Below are 14,716 nucleotides of genomic sequence, written 5' to 3' on the forward strand. Positions count from 1 at the left end.
CAACCCTGTGGGAGCGAGCCTGCTCGCGATAGCGGCGTAACAGTCGACACTCGTATTGGCTGACCCACCGCTTTCGCGAGCAGGCTCGCTCCTACAGGGATTGCATCAGCTTCGAGATGGGGCTATCCCCCGCAATGACGCGTAGAATTGCCGCCTGAATCAAATCTTGAGGTTGCAGTGGTGGATTTACAGCAGGGTTTCGTCCTGACCCGGCATTGGCGCGACACCCCGGCCGGTACGCACGTCGAGTTCTGGCTGGCGACGGACACCGGTCCCCAGCGTATCCGTCTGCCTCATCAACCGTCGGTGGCGTTCATCCCGGCTGTCCAGCGCGAGCAGGCCGAAGCCGTTTTGCGCGGCGAAAAAAATGTCGAGCTAAAGCCATTGGCCCTTCAGGACTTCGAGCACCGCCCGGTACTCGGCCTGTATTGCCAGCAACACGGTCAGTTGATGCGCCTGGAAACCGCGCTGCGCAAAGCAGGCGTCGAGATGTTCGAGGCCGACGTGCGCCCGCCGGAACGCTACATGATGGAGCGCTTCATTACCGCACCCGTGCTGTTCGGCGGCACGCCAGGCGACGACGGTCTGCTGCTCGACGCACAGATGAAACCGGCTCCCGCCTACCGGCCCAACCTCCGGCTGGTGTCCCTGGACATCGAAACCACCGCTCAGGGCGAGTTGTATTCCATCGCCCTGGAAGGCTGCGGCGAGCGCCAGGTCTACATGCTTGGCCCGCCGAATGGCGACGACAGCGCGGTGGATTTCCAGCTCGATTACTGCGACTCCCGCACCGTGCTGCTGAAAAAGCTCAACGAGTGGTTCGCCCGCCATGACCCCGACGCGATCATCGGCTGGAATGTCGTGCAGTTCGACTTGCGGGTGCTGCACCAGCACGCCCGACAGCTGGGCGTCCCGCTGAAACTGGGGCGTGGCGGTGAAGAAATGCAGTGGCGCGAGCACGGCAGTCGCAACCATTACTTCGCCTCGGCCGCCGGCCGGTTGATCATCGACGGCATCGAGTCCCTGCGCTCGGCGACCTGGAGCTTCCCCTCGTTCAGCCTCGAAAACGTCGCGCAAACCCTGCTCGGCGAGGGCAAGGCGATCAGCACGCCGTACCAGCGCATGGACGAAATCAATCGCATGTTCGCCGAGGACAAACCGGCACTCGCCACGTACAACCTCAAGGACTGCGAGCTGGTAACCCGGATTTTCGCCAAGACCGAATTGCTGACGTTCCTGCTGGAACGCGCCAGTGTCACCGGTTTGCCGGCGGACCGCAGCGGCGGTTCGGTGGCGGCGTTCACGCACCTGTACATGCCGCTGATGCACCGCCAGGGTTTCGTGGCGCCGAACCTAGGGAACAAGCCTGCGCAGGCCAGCCCCGGCGGTTTTGTCATGGACTCGCAACCGGGTCTGTACGAGTCGGTGCTGGTGCTCGACTACAAAAGTCTCTATCCGTCGATCATCCGCACCTTCCTGATCGACCCGGTCGGGCTGATCGAAGGCTTGCAGCATCCCGATGACAGCGAGTCCGTACCGGGTTTCCGTGGCGCGCGTTTTTCCAGGACCCGGCACTGCCTGCCGTCGATCGTCGCCCGGGTGGCCGAAGGCCGCGAGACCGCCAAGCGCGAACACAACGCGCCGCTGTCGCAAGCGCTGAAGATCATCATGAACGCCTTCTATGGCGTGCTCGGTTCCAGCGGCTGCCGCTTCTTCGATACGCGACTGGCCTCGTCCATCACCTTGCGTGGCCACGAGATCATGCTGCGCACCCGGCAATTGATCGAAGCACAGGGGCACACGGTGATTTACGGCGACACCGACTCGACCTTCGTCTGGCTGCGTCGTGCTCATGGCCAGGAAGAAGCCGCGCAGATCGGCCGCGCGCTGGTGGACCACGTCAACCACTGGTGGCGTAAGCATGTGCGGCAGGAATACGGTCTGGAAAGTGCCTTGGAGTTGCAGTTCGAGACCCACTACAAACGCTTTCTGATGCCGACCATTCGCGGCGCCGAGGAGGGCAGCAAGAAGCGTTACGCAGGGCTGGTCACCCGCGCCGATGGCACTGACGAAATGGTCTACAAGGGCCTGGAAACCGTGCGCACCGACTGGTCGCCGTTGGCCCGGCAATTCCAGCAGGAGCTGTACTCGCGGATTTTCCATCGCCAGCCGTATCAGGATTATGTGCGCGACTACGTGCGCAAAACCCTGGCCGGCGAGTTCGACGACCGCCTGATCTATCGCAAGCGCCTGCGCCGTACCCTGGACGATTATGAGCGTAACGTGCCGCCCCACGTTCGCGCAGCGCGGATCGCCGATGACTACAACGATCAGCAGGGCCGCCCCCGGCAATACCAGAACGGCGGCTGGATCAGCTACGTGATCAGCGTCGCCGGACCCGAGCCGCTGGAGATTCGCAGCGCGCCCATCGACTACGACCATTACGTCACCCGGCAATTGCAGCCGGTGGCGGATGCAATTCTGCCCTTCGTGGACGACGACTTCTCAACCTTGATTGGTGGGCAACTGGGCCTGTTTTGAGTCCAGCAGCTGCAGCGTCCAGTCATCCCGTATGCCGTGGAAATACTGATCCAGTGCCTTATGGAACACGCTGCCTTTGGGGGCGATCTGGGCGAACAGGGTCATCGACGAGTGAAACTTGAGGTTGTCGGGATGTCCGAAAATCTCGGTAATCGTGCGCTGTTTGCTGTCCAGGACCAATTGCGTGCAGGTTCGCAGGCGGGCGCCCAGCTTTGGATGTTCAAGGTAGGCCGCGGCTTCTTCGCGGGAACGGATTGCATAATGTCGGGACATCTCGCTACCGCCCAGTCCGGCGAATTGCGGAAAGACGAACCACATCCAGTGCCGGCGCTTGCGGCCGGCTTTCAACTCTTCCTGGACCCACTCGAACACCGGGTCTTGCGCTTGCACAAAGCGTGGCAAATTGAAGTCGTCGAGCTGATCAGTGCTTCTCATGCAGAAGCCCTCTGACAGTACCGCGATGGCTTAGACCATGGCCAACCGGTGCTTGCGTTGTGGCGCGTGAAACGCGTGGTCCAGCGCCTTCAGGTCCTCGTCTTCGAGCCGCAATTGCGCGGCCTGCGCATTCAGTTGCACATGTTCATGTCTGACCGCCTTGGGGATGGCGATCACGTCTCTTTGTCGCAGAATCCATGCCAGTGCTACTTGAGCCGGCGTCACGGCGTGATGGGTGGCGATCTGCTTGAGCGCCGTATGAGCCAGCATCGTTCCTCCCTGACCGATAGGACAGTATGCCATCAACGGCTGCCGATGCTGTTGGCACCAGGGCAACAGGTCAAATTCGATGCCGCGCTCTTCCAGGTTGTACAGCACCTGGTTGGTGGCGCAGGCCGGCGAGTTCAATTCCTGCAGATCGTCTACGTCGAAGTTGGACACGCCCCAACGGCCGATCTTGCCTTCTTCACGCAGGCGTTCGAAGGCTTCGACAGTTTCCGCGAGCGGATACTGGCCGCGCCAGTGCAGCAGGTATAGATCGATGTAGTCGGTATTCAGACGGCGCAGGCTGCGTTCGCAGGCCTGGGGGATGCCTTTGCGGCTGGCGTTGTGCGGGTAGACCTTGCTGACCAGAAAGACCTTGTCGCGCAGACCGGCGATGGCTTCACCCACCACTTCCTCGGCGCCGCCTTCGGCATACATCTCGGCGGTGTCGATCAGGGTCATGCCCAACTCGATGCCCAGACGCAGCGCGGCGACTTCCTTGCTGTATTGCGAGGGATCTTCGCCCATGCGCCAGGTGCCTTGGCCGATGACCGGTACGTTGACGCCGGCCAATTCGAGGGTCCGCATGAAAACCTCCTTTTTCCAATCGATAAGTGCTCTCTGGTTGGCAGCAGAATAGCCCGGTGGTTCCGTAGATGTGTAGCTGCCCTGTGGCGAGGGGATTTATCCCCGTTGGGCTGCGAAGCGGCCCCCTACATTCCTTCTGACGTAAAGCGCTTGCAGGTTTGACGACTGCTTCGCAGCCGAACGGGGATAAATCCCCTCGCCACACAAGCCCGCTCCCACAGGTGGGGCAGGCTCGGAAGCTGCATCGAGTGATGCCGGAGGTTTAGTTAGCCGAAAACTTCAGCACGGTGCTCTGGGTATAGGTTTTACCCGGGTCGAGTCGCGTGGACGGGAAGTTCGGCTGGTTTGGCGAGTCGGGATAGTGCTGAGTCTCCAGCGTGAACGCGCCCCAATGCGGATAAACCTTGCCACCCTTGCCCTTGACCGTGCCATCGAGGAAGTTGCTGGTGTAGAACTGCACGCCGGGTTCGCTGGTGTAGAGCTGCAAGCGGCGCCCCGATTGCGGATCACTGACATCGGCGGCCAGTTTGCCAACGTCACCCTTGGCGTCCAGGACCCAGTTGAAATCGAAACCGCCTTGTTTGGGCTCGGCGAATTTCAGTTGCGGGTGATCGGCCTTGATGTTTTTACCAATGGCGGTGGGCTGCGTGAAGTCCATCGGCGTACCGGCGACCGGAGCCAGTTCGCCGGTCGGAATCAGCTTGGCGGTGACCGGCGTGTAGTGGGTCGAATGCAGGGTGACGAGCTGTTTCAGCACATCCCCGTTGCCGGCGCCGGCGAGGTTGAAGTAGCTGTGGTTGGTCAGGTTCAGCACGGTCGGTTTATCGGTGCTGGCCTTGTAGTCGATGCGCAACTCATTGTTCTCGGTGAGGCTGTAGGTGACCTCGGTTTTGAGGTTGCCGGGGAAGCCCATTTCACCGTCCGCCGACAGATATGTCAGGGTTACGCCCACCGAATCCTTGCCTTTGCTCGGCTGGGCTTTCCACACGTGTTTGTCAAACCCTTGCGGGCCGCCGTGCAGCGAGTTGGAGCCGTCGTTGAGCGGCACCTGATAGCGTTTGCCGTCCAGTTCGAACGCGCCGTTGGCCAGGCGATTGCCGAAACGCCCGATGGTCGCGCCAAAGTACGCGGTGCCGCTCTGATAGCCCTGAACGTCGTCAAAACCCAGCACCACATCGTCGAGCTTGCCGTTTTTGTCCGGTACTTTCAGCGACTGCAAGATGCCGCCGTAGGTGATGACCGTGGCTTGCAGGCCATGGCTGTTGCGCAAGACGTATTGCTCGACGGGGGTGCCGTCGTTGGTCTTGCCGAAGGCTTTGTGTTCGCTGGACAGGCCAGCCGCTTGAGCGGTGAGGGTGGCGATCATCAGGGACAGTCCGAGGCCGGAGAGCAGGTGTCGGGATTGCAGCATGGTTGACCTTCCTTCTTGTTGTTTTTGGTATGTAGTCATACTAATGATCGGTTTGACAGGCGATCAAGGAAGGATTTATAGCTTATGTGCAACGTGTTGCAATTAAAAAGTATGACTAATGTGATGGTAATCGTTCTGGGCGCCAAGGTTTACGGACCATCGGCACTGCACTTTTTCAGCTTTGGCGGCTCTATCCTTGGCCAGCCTGCGGCGATCCCCACCGCCGGCCAATGCCCAAGTTCAAGCACCCATGGCTCGAGTTTTACCCTGTTTCACTTCATCAATCCGTCGCCAATGCCTGCTGCTGGCCAGCCTGTCGATGCTCTTCGCCAGCGGTTGCAGCCAGCAACAGGGCAGCGACTTCGTCAGCCAGTTCCGTGAAGGCAGCCCCCAGGAATTCCTCCAGACCAGCGTCGACCGCATGGCGACCCTGGCGATGCGCGACAACCTCGACAGCCTTTACTTGCTGATGAGCAAGCTCTACCTGCGCAACCCGGACGAGTTGAAAAAATCCGGCTTCCTCGACGCCCGCACCGCAGGCAAGCAAGTACGTCTGGCCATCGAACAACAACAGCCGCTGCCAACCCTCGGGGGCAAGAAAGACCTCGCCGCGCTAAGTTATGCCATGAGCCCGGAGTTTCTCGGCGACCGGGTCGGTGCCTTCATCTACGCCATCGGCAGCATGTTGGTCACGGCCCACGGCAATCGCCTCGAGTTCTACATGACCGATGCGATCAACCCGACCTTCGTCAACAACGCTGCGCGAAATATCGAGAAAGCCACCTGGATCCTGAGCCAGCGGCAAAACAAGAAGGGTGAGCCTTTGTTGTTCTCCAACGAAATTTCGGAGGAGGGAAGCAACCTCAGTTTTGCCGTGGAGTTCGGCAAGATCGTCGCGCGGCTGGACCTGCTGACGCAGATGCTGGACGAGCGCTACCGGCGGATCGGTCTGAACTACGCCCAGAGCTTGCTGTTCTTGAATTTCTTGCCGGTGCAGTAAATCAACCCCACCGCACTCACTGACACAGCAGATCCCCTTGTGGGAGCGGGCTTGCTCGCGAATGCGGTCGAACATTCAACAAAATTGTTGGCTGACAGTCCGCTTTCGCGAGCAAGCCCGCTCCCACAGGGAATTGAGTACACCTGACTCATCGAGTGTTGTGGAATAACGATAGTCCGCATCGATATAAGTGGTTATAAGAAAAATCGCTATGCTGCGGGCCAGTTTTTTCATGCTTTTTTTGCGGGCGTGTTAATGGATTTCGTTAACTTCGGGTTGGTGGTTGCAGGATTGGTCGTCGGCTTTATCGTCGGCATGACTGGCGTGGGCGGTGGGTCGTTGATGACCCCGATTCTGTTGTGGTTCGGGATCAATCCGGCCACGGCGGTGGGCACCGACTTGTTGTACGCGGCCATTACCAAATCCAGCGGTGTGCTGGTCCATCGCAAGAACAACAACATCGACTGGGCGATTACCGGTTGGCTTACTCTCGGCAGTGTGCCGGCGGTGGCGCTGACGCTGTGGTTCCTCAGCAGTTTGCAGACTTCACCCGATGCGATGAACGCCGTCATCAAACAGGCGCTCGGCTTCGTACTGTTTGCCACGGCACTGGCGATTTTCTTCAAGAAACGCCTGCTCGACTTCGCCCACAAACGGGCGGGCGGCCAGTACAACCCCAGCGGTTCGCGCCTGAATTTTCTGACGGTCATCACCGGTCTGGTGCTGGGCACCATGGTTGCGCTGACCTCGATTGGAGCCGGCGCCCTCGGCACCGTGGCGCTGTTCATCCTCTATCCGCTGCTGCCGACGCGCCGCCTCGTCGGCACGGAAATCGCCCACGCCGTGCCCCTGACCCTGGTCGCCGGCCTGGGCCACGCGAGCATGGGCAACATGGATTGGCATGTGCTGGGTTACTTGCTGATCGGTTCGCTGCCGGGGATTTACCTGGGCAGTCACTTGACCGGTCGCATCTCTGACGAAGTGCTGCGTCCGTGCCTGGCCACGATGCTGGTGCTGATCGGCTACAAACTGGCGTTCTGAGCCGGCACGGCTTGCCGCATCAGGGCCGTGTGAGAATCTCCAGCAGATGCCCGTCCGGGTCATCGAAATAAACCCGCCGGCCACCGCCGTAATCGTTGATCTCGTACGGCCGTTGCTTGCCGGGATCAGCCCACCAGGGTTGCTTGCGCGCTTGCAGGCGTGCGAAGGCCGCATCGAAATCCTCACCGCCGATCAAAAACGCATAGTGCTGGGAAGCGATGGGCGGGTCGTTGTCGTAGAAATCCAGCAAAACACCATTGTCGAACTTGACGACCAGCATCGGCCCGAACGGCTCGGGAGCGGGCAGGCCGAGGATCTCGGCGAGGTAATGGGCCGAGATCTGCTTGTCTCGGCACCAGACAATGGTGTGGTTTAACTGAGCGCTCATGGCGGGTGTCCTCACGGCGGATCAGGTGGATCGTTATGAGTGATGAGATTAGCTCAGCCTGTTGCGCAATGACCGCCCTGACCTAAGCTTGGGTCAAGGCGGAACACAATTGCGGTGCGTCACCCGGAACGATCGCCGCGATGCGCAATCATTAGAGCGTGGATATCAAAAGGAGATGCGCATGCTCATCAGGTCTTTGACCCTGACTACCTTGCTGGCTTTCGCCGGCCCCTTGCTCGCCGCCGAAGACGGCTCACCGCTGGACATAGACAAGGGCAGGGCCCGACCACTGATTGTGATTGCTCCCAGCACGGTTGACCCGGTCTGGACGGGCCTGAAAAAGTCGCTGAGTGATCCGGCCAACAAGGACGGTGTCGCCCAGCGCAACATCAGGGTGTACACCGTGCTGAACATGTTCGGTCAACTGGACGGCAAGGACCTTGGCCAACAAGACACCATGGCACTGATCCGCTCGCTGAAACTCGGCGCGGGGGCGCTGCCCAAAGTCATTCTGGTGGGCAAGGACGGCGAGAAGAAGTTCGAGAGTTCGGGGGATGAATCAAGGTCGGTCGATCTGAAGAAAATCTTCGACACCATCGACGCCCTGCCGGCGACCGAGAAAGAAGCCGCGCCGCCGACAGTCGCAACGCCCGTCGTCGCCGAACCGGCCGCCAAAGGCGCCAAGGGCGCAAAACCGGGTAAACCGGCGAAACCGGCCAAGCCCCCTGAAATGCCGGACGATTGAACACCCACTGACTCCTGTGGAAACCGGCCCGGTCTTTGTGCGCGCCGCCAACCCCTTGTGGGAGCGGGCTTGCTCGCGAAGGCGTCAGTTCAATCGATATCAATGTTGAATGTGCCGGCCTCTTCGCGAGCAAGCCCGCTCCCACAGGGTTGATGTCGTTACCAGGTGTAGCGATAGCCGACCGTCACTGCCCAAGACTGTTCGATATCGTTGCCTTTGGTATAGCCCGCTTCGGCGAAGAAGTTGTGTGTTTCAGCCGCCGTCACCCTGACGCCACCCCCCACCTCGGCCCGTGAGCCCGGCAAGCTGCTCGGCAGTTGCTACAAAAAAAAGCGTGTTCGGCGCGGAGATGTCTTGGTTTCATTGGTCTCGGAAATTTCCTGCAAGTCCTGTCGGACTTCATGAACTGGTTTCTGTCAGAGCGCGCCGTTAGCCTTCGTCAGCCACCGCACAAATCGCGGTCGGACGTGGGAATCCGCAACACTGAGGGATCCAGGGACGAAAAAACCAATGGCCAGAAAGGAGCCTCGTCTATGAAGAAGTTCGGCAAGAATGATCCGCAACGCCCAACCGATGCCAGTCACCTGAAGCTCGTCAGGCTGGGAGAAACGACCGGGCACGGCACCAGCATTCGCGTGCGCAAGCCAAGGCGTTCCGTCCCGATCAACCAAATCTTGTCAGTTGCCCCGGGCGTCGACACCATCACCCTCTTGCATCAGGCCTGCGAGACCCTTGCTTCGCTGAATGCCGTGATTATGAATTTTGCCGACAAGCTGGATGGCTCGAACCGAGCGATGTTGGGGGCGATTCAGCAACTGACAGGGATTGCGGAGTTGATGGTGAATCAGGTTCGGGACAACCTTGATCCGAGGAACGATGTGCCTGACCCTCAGACGCCGACCCGGCATTGAGCTGACGCAGTAACGACAATGGGCGACCTCAAGAGGTCGCCCATTTTTATTGCCAGCATTGACCCCTGTGGCGTGGGTTATTCGGTCAGGGCACTCAGTATGTTGTGAGCCAGCTTTATTCGCTCCGAGTTCGGGTAATTCTTGTTCGCAAGAATAACGATACCGATATCTTCCGAAGGCACGAACGCGACATAAGCCCCGAAACCACCCGTCGACCCGGTCTTGTTGAACCATGCCGCGTCTTGCGCAGGTTGCGGCGGGTTCAGCCACTGGACTTTATGCGCCTCCATCGCCATCTCCGTCGAGTTGCCATTCAGCAACGTATCGAGGCTGGCCGGATAGTGGTAGTGCTCCCATCCCAACCCCTGCGTCATCTTGCCCACGGTGTAGTACCCGCTGTGAGTCAGGGCGATCGCTTGCTGCAATGGCTTCTCCAGCGTCGCCGGTTTCAGGTTCGCTTCAACATAACGAAGCAAATCCGCCGCGCTGGTTTTTACGCCATAGGCCTCCGAATCCAGTGCGCCCGGGCTCACCCGCACCGGACTGCCATCCTTGCCGTAACCCTGGGCATAAAGCCCCATCTGATCCTGCGGCACTTTGAGGTAGGTGTGCTTGAGGCCGAGTTTCGGTAGCAGGGTTTTTTCCATCAACTCATCAAACGGCTGGCCCATGCTTTTGGCCGCCAGATAACCGGACAGCCCAAGGCTGGGGTTTGAATACTGGCGGTGGGTGCCCGCGGCATACACCGGTTTCCACTGTTTGAAATAGGCCAGCATTTTGTCTGGGCGATCGGCCTCGTCAGGGAACTGCAGCGGCAGCCCGCCAGCGGTGTAGGTGGCGAGTTGCAACACGCTGATAGTGTCGAACGCACTGCCTCGCAAGTCAGGCCACACCTGGCTGGCCCGGTCAGACAAAGACAGCTTGCCGCTGGCCTGGGCATAAGCTGCCAACGTCGTGGCGAAGGTTTTACTCACCGAACCAATTTCGAACAGGGTGTCTTGGCTGACCGGTTTGCCGTCCTCTTTCGACGCCACGCCGTAGTTAAAGTAATGCTGCTGGCCATTCAGGGTGATCGCGACGGCTACGCCGGGAATATTCTGTTGCTGCATGACCGGCCCGATGGCGGCTTTTACCAGGGCGTCGAGTTGATCGTCGGATTTTGTGGCGGCCATACAGTGACTTGCACTGAGCAACAGGGCGAAAGCGCTGAAGGACGCCAATCTTGGCAGATGAAATTTGTACATGATTGGAACCACTCTCCATGAGTTGCCATTACTTTAACCGCTACACTCCGAACGGATTGAAAACCGGACGGCTAACGGGCGCGCCAAATCTAGGCAGTCGGGCGACAATCGACAAACGACGATATTTCGGGTTAGCCATTAGAAAAATTTGGGAGTGGACATGATTCGTCCTCATCTGCCGCTGAATGCATTGCGCGCCTTCGAGGCTTCCGCGCGCCATTTGAGCTTCACTCGGGCGGCGGTGGAGTTGTTCGTCACGCCAGCGGCGGTCAGTCATCAAGTCAAAAGCCTTGAAGCCCAGCTTAACGTGACGCTGTTCAAACGCTTGCCCCGCGGCCTGATGATGACCAGTGAGGGTGAAACCTTGCTGCCGGTATTGCGCGAGTCTTTCGACCGGATTGCCGAAACCCTTGAGCGTTTCGAAGGGGGGCATTTTCGTGAAGTGTTGACGGTGGGCGCGGTGGGAACGTTTGCGGTGGGTTGGCTGTTGCCGCGACTGGCGGACTTCCAGTCGAAACATCCGTTCATAGATTTGCGCCTGTCGACCAACAACAACCGGGTGGACGTGGCCGCCGAAGGGCTGGATTACGCCATCCGATTTGGCGCCGGCGCCTGGCACGGGATCGAAGCGCTAAAACTGATTGAGGCGCCGTTGTCGGTGCTCTGCGTTCCGGAAATAGCCGGGCAGTTGCAAGAACCTGCCGATCTGCTCAAGCAGACGCTGTTGCGTTCCTACCGCACGGATGAGTGGCCCGAATGGTTTCTGGCTGCCGGGTTGCCAGCCAATACGCCGGCGCCGAAAAGCATTGTCTTCGACTCTTCGCTGGCCATGATGGAAGCCGCCCTACAGGGCGCCGGCATCGCCTTGGCGCCCCCACTGATGTTTGCCCGGCAACTGGCAGCAGGTGCGATCGAGCAACCGTTCGACATCGGCATCACCACCGGCAGTTATTGGCTGACTCGTTTGCAGTCGCGCCCTGAAACGTCGGCGATGACGATGTTCAAGGAGTGGCTGCTGCAAGCTTCGGGCTGATACAAAAACCTGTGGGAGCGGGCTTGCCCGCGATGGCGGCCTGTCAGTCAACATCAATGTTGAATGTCAGTCCCTCATCGCGGGCAAGCCCGCTCCCACAGAGAATGAGGTGTTTCGAAGGATTTTGCGCACCAGGCACGGCCGCTTGTTATCGAACTGCCATCCCGGAATCAGAAACTGCATCGCCACGCTGTCATCCCGCGCGCCCAGTCCCATGCCTTTGTACAACTCATGGGCCTTGGCCAGTTGATCCAGATCCAGCTCAACCCCCAGCCCCGGTTTCTTCGGCACCTGCACGCAACCACCGACAATTTGCAGCGGAGCCCTGGTCAGGCGCTGGCCGTCCTGCCAGATCCAGTGCGTGTCGATGGCGGTGATATCACCCGGCGCGGCCGCGGCGACATGGGTGAACATCGCCAGGGAAATATCGAAATGGTTGTTGGAATGCGAGCCCCAGGTCAGGCCCCATTCGTGGCACATCTGCGCCACGCGAACCGAACCCTGCATGGTCCAGAAATGCGGGTCGGCCAGCGGGATGTCCACCGATTGCAGCTGGATCGCGTGGCCCATTTCCCGCCAGTCGGTGGCGATCATGTTGGTCGCGGTTTTCAGGCCCGTGGCACGGCGGAACTCGGCCATGACTTCACGACCCGAATAACCGTTTTCCGCCCCGCACGGATCTTCAGCGTAGGCGAGCACGCGATGCTGATCACGGCACAGGCGGATGGCTTCCTTGAGTGACCACGCACCATTCGGATCGAGGGTGATTCGTGCGTCCGGGAAGCGTTCGGCCAGCGCGGTGACGGCTTCGATTTCTTCGTCGCCACTGAGCACGCCGCCCTTGAGTTTGAAGTCCTTGAAGCCGTAGCGAGCGTGCGCGGCCTCGGCCAGGCGCACCACGGCGTCGGCGCTCATGGCTTTCTCGTGGCGCACGCGGAACCAGTCGTTGTCGGCGTCCGCTTCGCTGCGATAAGCCAGGTCGGTTTCATTGCGGTCACCGACATAAAACAGATAACCGAGCATCTTCACTTCGTCGCGCTGCTGGCCTTCGCCAAGCAGGGCGGCGACCGGCACGTCCAGATGCTGGCCGAGCAGGTCGAGGAGGGCGGCTTCCAGGCCCGTGACCGCGTGAATGGTGATGCGCAGGTCGAAGGTCTGCAAGCCGCGACCGCCGGCATCGCGGTCGGCGAAGGTCTGGCGCACCTGATTGAGGATCTTCTGATAAGTGCCGATCGGACTGCCGACCACCAGCGAACGTGCGTCTTCCAGCGTCTGGCGAATGCGCTCGCCGCCCGGTACTTCGCCGACCCCGGTGTGCCCGGCGTTGTCCTTGAGGATCACGATGTTGCGGGTGAAAAACGGGCCGTGGGCGCCGCTCAGATTGAGCAGCATGCCGTCATGACCGGCCACCGGCACCACCTGCATGCTGGTGATGATCGGGGCTTTGGCGATGTCTTGTGGGTTCATGGTCTTGTCCTTCAAAACAGAGATTCAGGCGTGATTGGGCGCTGGTTTGCCCAAGGCAACGACAGGTGCGGTTTTCGGTGTGTTGCGTGCGGCGAAGACGATGATCGCGGCGATGATCGACGTCGCGGCCAGGCCATACAGCCCGCCCTGAATGGAGCCGGTGTGTTCTTCAAGCAGGCCGAAGGTGGTCGGCGCAACGAAGCCGCCGAGGTTGCCCACCGAGTTGATCAACGCGATCACACCCGCCGCGATCCGCGCATCCAGATAAGCCTGAGGGATCGGCCAGAACAGCGACGACGCGGACTTGAAACCCAGCGCCGCGAAGCAAATCGCCACGAAGGCAAAGATCGGCCCGCCGGTGGTGGACATGAACATCCCGGCTGCCGCGATCAGCAGTGCAGCGGCGACCCAGGCTTGCTGGTGTTTCCATTTGGCCGACAGCGAAGCGAAGGCGTACATGCCGACGATCGAGAGCAGCCACGGGATCGAGTTGAACAGCCCGACCTGAATGTCGCTGAGGTCGCCCATCTTCTTGATGATGCTCGGCAGCCAGAAGGTCGCGGCATAAATGGTCAGCTGGATGAAGAAGTAGATCAGGCAGAACAGGATGATCTGGCGATCCTTGAGCAGCGTGCCCAGCGACGGCTTGATCGGTGTCGCCGCTTCCCGGGCCAGTTGTTCGTCATCGATGGCTTTGACCAGCGCATCTTGCTCGGCACGGGTCAGCCATTTGGCGTCGTGGGGTTTGGAATCCAGCCAGAACCATACGAACACGCAGAGCCCGACTGAGAACATCCCCTCGATGAAATACATCCATTGCCAGCCGTGCATGCCGAACCCGCTGATCTGCAACAGCAACCCGGACAGCGGGCCGGAAATCAGCGAAGCAATGGCCGAACCGCTGAGGAAAATGGCAATCGCCTTGCCGCGCTCGACGCCAGGCAACCAGCGTGTGAAGTAATAAATCACCCCGGGAAAGAACCCGGCTTCCGCCACGCCCAACAGGAATCGCAGGATGTAGAAGTGGGTTTCGTTCTGGATGAATGCCATGCCGGCGGCGACCAGGCCCCAGGTCAGCATGATGCGGGTCAGCCAGATGCGGGCGCCGACTTTTTGCAGAAGCATGTTGGAGGGGACTTCGAACAACGCGTAACCGATGAAGAACAGGCCGGCACCGAGGCCGTAGGCGGCAGCGCCGATGCCCAGGTCCTGTTCCATGTGGGCGCGGACGAAGCCGATGTTCACGCGGTCAATGTAGTTGACGATGAACATGATGACGAACAGCGGCAGGACATGGCGTTTCACTTTCGAGATGGCGGACTTCAGGACCGAATCGGCGCCCTCGTGCATCCCGGATACGGATGTATTCACTTGGTTTTCTCCCACTGATTATTTTTATGCGGGGTGTAGCTGGATGTTGCGGTGTCGATAGACATCATACAACTAGGTTTTTTCGTCTTGCAAGCACTGCTGTCCAGCTAAGTGGCGCTTTAACGCCGATTTCTTATTCTTTTTGCGGTTTCGTCTGATCTTCTGGAAGGCCATTTACGTCCACTTGTTGAGTGTTGTCATACAAGTGCCGGGTTGATTTCTTGGGGATTCCAGCCAAGCGCAGTGCTACGATTCCGTTAGCCCAGCTTCCGGATGA

General features: G+C 59.8%; 13 protein-coding genes and 1 pseudogene. 6 read left to right on the forward strand and 8 right to left on the reverse strand.

Annotation, left to right across the window (positions count from 1 at the left end):
* The first annotated feature begins 180 nt into the window (after window positions 1–180).
* Window positions 181–2,541: a DNA polymerase II gene (locus ACA053_RS10115; protein ID WP_497316945.1), complete on the forward strand. Its 2,361-nt coding sequence runs from the start codon at window positions 181–183 to the stop codon at window positions 2,539–2,541.
* Here the strand turns inward: ACA053_RS10115 and ACA053_RS10120 are convergent.
* The 3 genes from ACA053_RS10120 to ACA053_RS10130 all read right to left on the reverse strand — a co-directional run bounded on the left by ACA053_RS10120 (window position 2,506) and on the right by ACA053_RS10130 (window position 5,239).
* The gene (locus ACA053_RS10120) at window positions 2,506–2,976 is read right to left on the reverse strand and encodes a DUF1810 domain-containing protein (RefSeq protein ID WP_109629212.1); all 471 of its coding nucleotides are present in this window, start codon (window positions 2,974–2,976) and stop codon (window positions 2,506–2,508) included. The two genes, ACA053_RS10115 and ACA053_RS10120, sit on opposite strands and share 36 nt — an antisense overlap.
* Window positions 2,977–3,006: 30 nt before the next feature.
* Complete coding sequence (locus tag ACA053_RS10125) at window positions 3,007–3,828, reverse strand: aldo/keto reductase (RefSeq protein ID WP_497395288.1); 822 nt, start codon at window positions 3,826–3,828, stop codon at window positions 3,007–3,009.
* Between the two features lie 262 nt (window positions 3,829–4,090).
* Entirely contained in the window at window positions 4,091–5,239 is a 1,149-nt protein-coding gene (locus tag ACA053_RS10130) for an aldose epimerase family protein (RefSeq protein ID WP_497395290.1), read from the reverse strand.
* Window positions 5,240–5,489: 250 nt separating this feature from the next.
* On the opposite strand from ACA053_RS10130, the gene ACA053_RS10135 reads away from it, so the two are divergent.
* Both ACA053_RS10135 and ACA053_RS10140 read left to right on the forward strand, forming a co-directional pair.
* Entirely contained in the window at window positions 5,490–6,239 is a 750-nt protein-coding gene (locus ACA053_RS10135) for a hypothetical protein (RefSeq protein WP_497316951.1), read from the forward strand.
* A 255-nt stretch (window positions 6,240–6,494) separates the two neighbouring features.
* Entirely contained in the window at window positions 6,495–7,280 is a 786-nt protein-coding gene (locus tag ACA053_RS10140; protein WP_497395292.1) for a sulfite exporter TauE/SafE family protein, read from the forward strand.
* Between the two features lie 19 nt (window positions 7,281–7,299).
* Here ACA053_RS10140 and ACA053_RS10145 read toward each other — a convergent pair whose 3' ends face one another.
* A complete protein-coding gene (locus ACA053_RS10145) occupies window positions 7,300–7,668 on the reverse strand; it encodes a VOC family protein (RefSeq protein WP_497395294.1) in 369 nt (122 codons plus the stop codon).
* A 181-nt stretch (window positions 7,669–7,849) separates the two neighbouring features.
* Here ACA053_RS10145 and ACA053_RS10150 point away from each other — a divergent pair, with 181 nt between their 5' ends.
* Window positions 7,850–8,413 (forward strand): DUF4174 domain-containing protein, encoded by a 564-nt coding sequence (locus ACA053_RS10150; RefSeq protein WP_497316956.1) that lies wholly within the window; start codon window positions 7,850–7,852, stop codon window positions 8,411–8,413.
* A gap of 158 nt (window positions 8,414–8,571) precedes the next feature.
* On the opposite strand, the gene ACA053_RS10155 is transcribed toward ACA053_RS10150, so the two are convergent.
* On the reverse strand, window positions 8,572–8,718 hold the full coding sequence (locus tag ACA053_RS10155; RefSeq protein WP_497316958.1) for an autotransporter outer membrane beta-barrel domain-containing protein: 147 nt from the start codon (window positions 8,716–8,718) through the stop codon (window positions 8,572–8,574).
* Window positions 8,719–8,946: 228 nt separating this feature from the next.
* Between ACA053_RS10155 and ACA053_RS10160 the strand changes: the two genes are divergently transcribed.
* Window positions 8,947–9,324, forward strand: coding sequence for a DUF6124 family protein (locus ACA053_RS10160; RefSeq protein WP_497316960.1), 378 nt, complete (start codon window positions 8,947–8,949; stop codon window positions 9,322–9,324).
* Window positions 9,325–9,401: 77 nt separating this feature from the next.
* On the opposite strand, the gene ampC is transcribed toward ACA053_RS10160, so the two are convergent.
* Window positions 9,402–10,568 (reverse strand): class C beta-lactamase, encoded by a 1,167-nt coding sequence (gene ampC / locus ACA053_RS10165; RefSeq protein WP_497316962.1) that lies wholly within the window; start codon window positions 10,566–10,568, stop codon window positions 9,402–9,404.
* A gap of 160 nt (window positions 10,569–10,728) precedes the next feature.
* Between ampC and ACA053_RS10170 the strand changes: the two genes are divergently transcribed.
* Entirely contained in the window at window positions 10,729–11,601 is an 873-nt protein-coding gene (locus ACA053_RS10170) for a LysR family transcriptional regulator (RefSeq protein ID WP_109629230.1), read from the forward strand.
* A gap of 126 nt (window positions 11,602–11,727) precedes the next feature.
* Here ACA053_RS10170 and gudD read toward each other — a convergent pair.
* Window positions 11,728–13,068 (reverse strand): annotated as a pseudogene (gene gudD / locus ACA053_RS10175) (glucarate dehydratase); the annotation flags it as partial.
* A 24-nt stretch (window positions 13,069–13,092) separates the two neighbouring features.
* The gene (locus ACA053_RS10180) at window positions 13,093–14,439 is read right to left on the reverse strand and encodes an MFS transporter (protein ID WP_497395296.1); all 1,347 of its coding nucleotides are present in this window, start codon (window positions 14,437–14,439) and stop codon (window positions 13,093–13,095) included.
* Between the last annotated feature and the right edge of the window lie 277 nt (window positions 14,440–14,716).

The sequence above is a fragment of the Pseudomonas sp. LBUM1672 genome (genome assembly GCF_059695655.1).

Bases quoted from the DNA above. Each gene is read 5' to 3' on its own strand.
- ACA053_RS10145 (WP_497395294.1), bottom strand. From the start codon at position 7,668: ATGAGCGCTCAGTTAAACCACACCATTGTCTGGTGCCGAGACAAGCAG.
- ACA053_RS10130 (WP_497395290.1), bottom strand. From the start codon at position 5,239: ATGCTGCAATCCCGACACCTGCTCTCCGGCCTCGGACTGTCCCTGATG.
- ampC (WP_497316962.1), bottom strand. From the start codon at position 10,568: ATGTACAAATTTCATCTGCCAAGATTGGCGTCCTTCAGCGCTTTCGCC.
- ACA053_RS10135 (WP_497316951.1), top strand. From the start codon at position 5,490: ATGGCTCGAGTTTTACCCTGTTTCACTTCATCAATCCGTCGCCAATGC.
- ACA053_RS10140 (WP_497395292.1), top strand. From the start codon at position 6,495: ATGGATTTCGTTAACTTCGGGTTGGTGGTTGCAGGATTGGTCGTCGGC.
- ACA053_RS10125 (WP_497395288.1), bottom strand. From the start codon at position 3,828: ATGCGGACCCTCGAATTGGCCGGCGTCAACGTACCGGTCATCGGCCAA.
- ACA053_RS10160 (WP_497316960.1), top strand. From the start codon at position 8,947: ATGAAGAAGTTCGGCAAGAATGATCCGCAACGCCCAACCGATGCCAGT.
- ACA053_RS10120 (WP_109629212.1), bottom strand. From the start codon at position 2,976: ATGAGAAGCACTGATCAGCTCGACGACTTCAATTTGCCACGCTTTGTG.
- ACA053_RS10150 (WP_497316956.1), top strand. From the start codon at position 7,850: ATGCTCATCAGGTCTTTGACCCTGACTACCTTGCTGGCTTTCGCCGGC.
- ACA053_RS10170 (WP_109629230.1), top strand. From the start codon at position 10,729: ATGATTCGTCCTCATCTGCCGCTGAATGCATTGCGCGCCTTCGAGGCT.